We start from the raw sequence: 2,820 nt of genomic DNA on the forward strand, positions 1-2,820 counted from the left end.
GCCGCATCTCCTGACTTGGCATGGGCGTGAGCCAAAGTCCGGCCGCACATTTCAGCGTAGCGAAGCAACTCTTTAGCCGAGGTCCCTTCCGCTACCCGCGCCGACATCTTCATGTCTCTGAGCTGGCGAATGAAGTAGTCGCGGCCATATCGGCCCCGCGTCCATCCCAGAAAGATGTCGCTGGCAGACTGCATCAGGCGTTGCCCCACGACGACGCGCTGGCCGTGGTTTTCATACAGGCTCTTGCCAGCAAATGGTTCCAGCACAGAGGGACAGGCCTGTTTGAATTGCAACAGCAGGGGGTGATTCTCTGCCGACAGAAACAATCCCACAAAGCAGAGCGTGCCCACGCTGCCGATGCCGACCGCTTTTACAACAACATCTTCGAGGCGGTAGCGGTCAAACAGGACGCGGCGTTCGTCAGGCAGCGACAAGCGGTATTGGTCCACGGCTTCCTGGACGATGGCTTCATGTTCCGGCTCTCGCTCTTTCGTGACATGGAACATGATCGGCGGTTGATCGACCAGACGCCTTCGCCCTCCCACCGTCTCGCTGATCTGGGGATAAAGATACTCGCTGATGCGCTGCCGGGCCTTGGCGATGATCGCCTTCCTCTTCTCCTCGGTCTTGGCATCTGGAGCCGAATCGATGAGCGTCTGGGCATCCAGGCGGTGGTACCAGACGTCCAGCGGGCTCATCTTCGAGAACTTCCGTAACTGCTCGCGATAAGCGCGAACGCACTCAATTGCGGAGGCTCGGGCTTGCTTGTCGGTGAGTTGGATATCGCGTGCGGAGACGGCGAAACTGACCGCCAGGCGCTTGACATCCCACTCCCACGGTGCGGGGAGGGTTTCGTCGAAATCGTTGATGTCGAAGATCAGGTTGCGCTCGGGCGTTGCGAACAGGCCGAAGTTCAGCAGGTGGCAGTCCCCGCAGGCCTGGACCCGTATTCCGCTGACGGGAGTCGTCGCCAGATCGGCCGCCATGAGTGCGGCCGATCCACGCAGAAACGCAAACGGACTGGCTAACATGCGCCCGTATCGGATCGGCACGAGTTCTTCCAGACGATCACGGTTGGATTCTTTCAGGATTTCGACCGGGTCGCGACGGTTTGCGGGCGGTACCCATCCGGCATGACTTTCGCGCGGAACTCTGTCGCGCAAGGCTTTGCCGGCAGCGAGGCACTGGCTTCGCGAACGAAATGTTGCGGGGTCGCAATCCTGAGAAAAATCTTCGGTTGTGGACATCTGATTTCCAGTTTCGTGCAGAAAGTCAGGCGGACGCCCCACCCAATCTAATCGCTGGGACATGCATCAAGAGCGCGTCCGAGCCATCAACATCGTACCCGATTGATTCCGAAAAAGAGTTGCGATGAAGCGCGGGCGACGGCTTGGACTGAAGAACGCCGTCTTTGATGATGCCGCCGAACTTCGGATCGGGTGGTGGGGGCTGATTCCCGGGAATCGACGTGGTAGCGCTGGGACTTCCCAGTTGGCCAGTGACATCGACCTGGGTAGCTGTATTTGCCGCAGCCTGCGATTTTGCTTTCGTTGATCGCTGATCAGTCGCTTTGGTCTGCGTAAACGGGACATTTTTGCTCTTCAGAGCGGCGTCCTGCGACCAGCAAGCGCCCAAGCCAGGCTCGCGAACACAAGCAACGAACCATGCATTTTGACCCAATCGCTGGATTGTTGCATCGTCTTTTCTGTCTTGCTGTTAGAGGCAACGCCAATTCTATCCTCGATGCCAGGCATCTGACATCCACTCGTTTAGCGATTTCGATCTCAACCATCCGGCACCATGTTAAACCAGCCCGATGGGTGCCAATTGCCAGGTGCCATGTTCGCATCGCGCCAGCAGGGCGAACATGCCGAAGATTGCCGAGCGAAATGTTGTTGGCGGTTCTCTGCCAGTCTTAAGCCCCTGGAACCGCGCTTAGCACCAAAGCGGGGCTCGCGATTGAAGTATCATCTTCCACTAAGGCAAATTATTGCCTGCGAACGAAGATGGGGTTCGTCTGACTTTGGTCTCAAAATGGACCTGAACGCGAGTGATTAAAAACCGGACAGCAAGATTCAGTGCCCGTTTGAGATTTCTTGCTCTTCGTACTCGATTTTTTGGGACGATTAACGCTCAGGGACTTGAATACAAGCTGCCACTGACGAGGGATCGGACGTTCTTGAAGTCAGTGACGACTTGTCTCGCCGCAACGGAGTCGGTGCAGCCGTCTATTTCTTGGAACACATCTGCCGTCAGCAACTCGTCGGTGGGCGTCAAGACGATGATTTGCTGCTCAGTGAAGTCTTCACGGGTTAGCATGGTGCTACTCCCCAATGTCTTCATTCCAGAGTTCCGGCTTCGACCGAATGAACTCTTCCATCAGCTTCACGCACTCCGTGTCGTCTGCGATCTCAATTATGACGCCTCTTGATCGGACGTAATCTTCCGGTCCCTGAAAGGTGCGATTCTCCCCGATGACGATTTTCGGAATGCGATAAAGCAGGGACATCCCCGAACACATGTCGCACGGTGACAGCGTGGAATACAGCACGGCTCGGCGGTAGTCGCTGGCCTTGAGTCGCCCGGCGTTCTCTATGGCGTCCATCTCGGCGTGCAGGATGACACTCCCTTTCTGAACCCGGCGATTGTGGCCACGACCAACGATCTCACCGTCAATCACCAACACCGAGCCGATGGGAATTCCACCCTCGGCCAGCCCCTTGCGGGCCTCTTCGATGGCGGCTTTTAGGAAGATGTCTTTTGTTGGTTGAGTCATGGGACAGTCCTCGTCAGTACCGAATCCGGTCTTCTTTCTTCATC

At 56.8% G+C, this 2,820-nt stretch carries 3 protein-coding genes; 1 reads left to right on the plus strand and 2 read right to left on the minus strand.

The window, feature by feature from the left end:
• A partial coding sequence (locus VGE80_RS01855; protein WP_440591464.1) for a DUF2252 domain-containing protein occupies window positions 1-1,247 on the minus strand: 1,247 nt, incomplete at its 3' end.
• A 124-nt stretch (window positions 1,248-1,371) separates the two neighbouring features.
• Here VGE80_RS01855 and VGE80_RS01860 point away from each other — a divergent pair.
• The gene (locus VGE80_RS01860; protein ID WP_397571919.1) at window positions 1,372-1,554 is read left to right on the plus strand and encodes a hypothetical protein; all 183 of its coding nucleotides are present in this window, start codon (window positions 1,372-1,374) and stop codon (window positions 1,552-1,554) included.
• Between the two features lie 769 nt (window positions 1,555-2,323).
• Here VGE80_RS01860 and VGE80_RS01865 read toward each other — a convergent pair.
• Window positions 2,324-2,776, minus strand: a complete 453-nt coding sequence (locus tag VGE80_RS01865; RefSeq protein WP_373652506.1) for a nucleoside deaminase — start codon at window positions 2,774-2,776, stop codon at window positions 2,324-2,326.
• Between the last annotated feature and the right edge of the window lie 44 nt (window positions 2,777-2,820).

Origin of the sequence: Schlesneria sp. (assembly GCF_036405755.1) — a bacterium.
Classification (GTDB): domain Bacteria; phylum Planctomycetota; class Planctomycetia; order Planctomycetales; family Planctomycetaceae; genus Schlesneria; species Schlesneria sphaerica.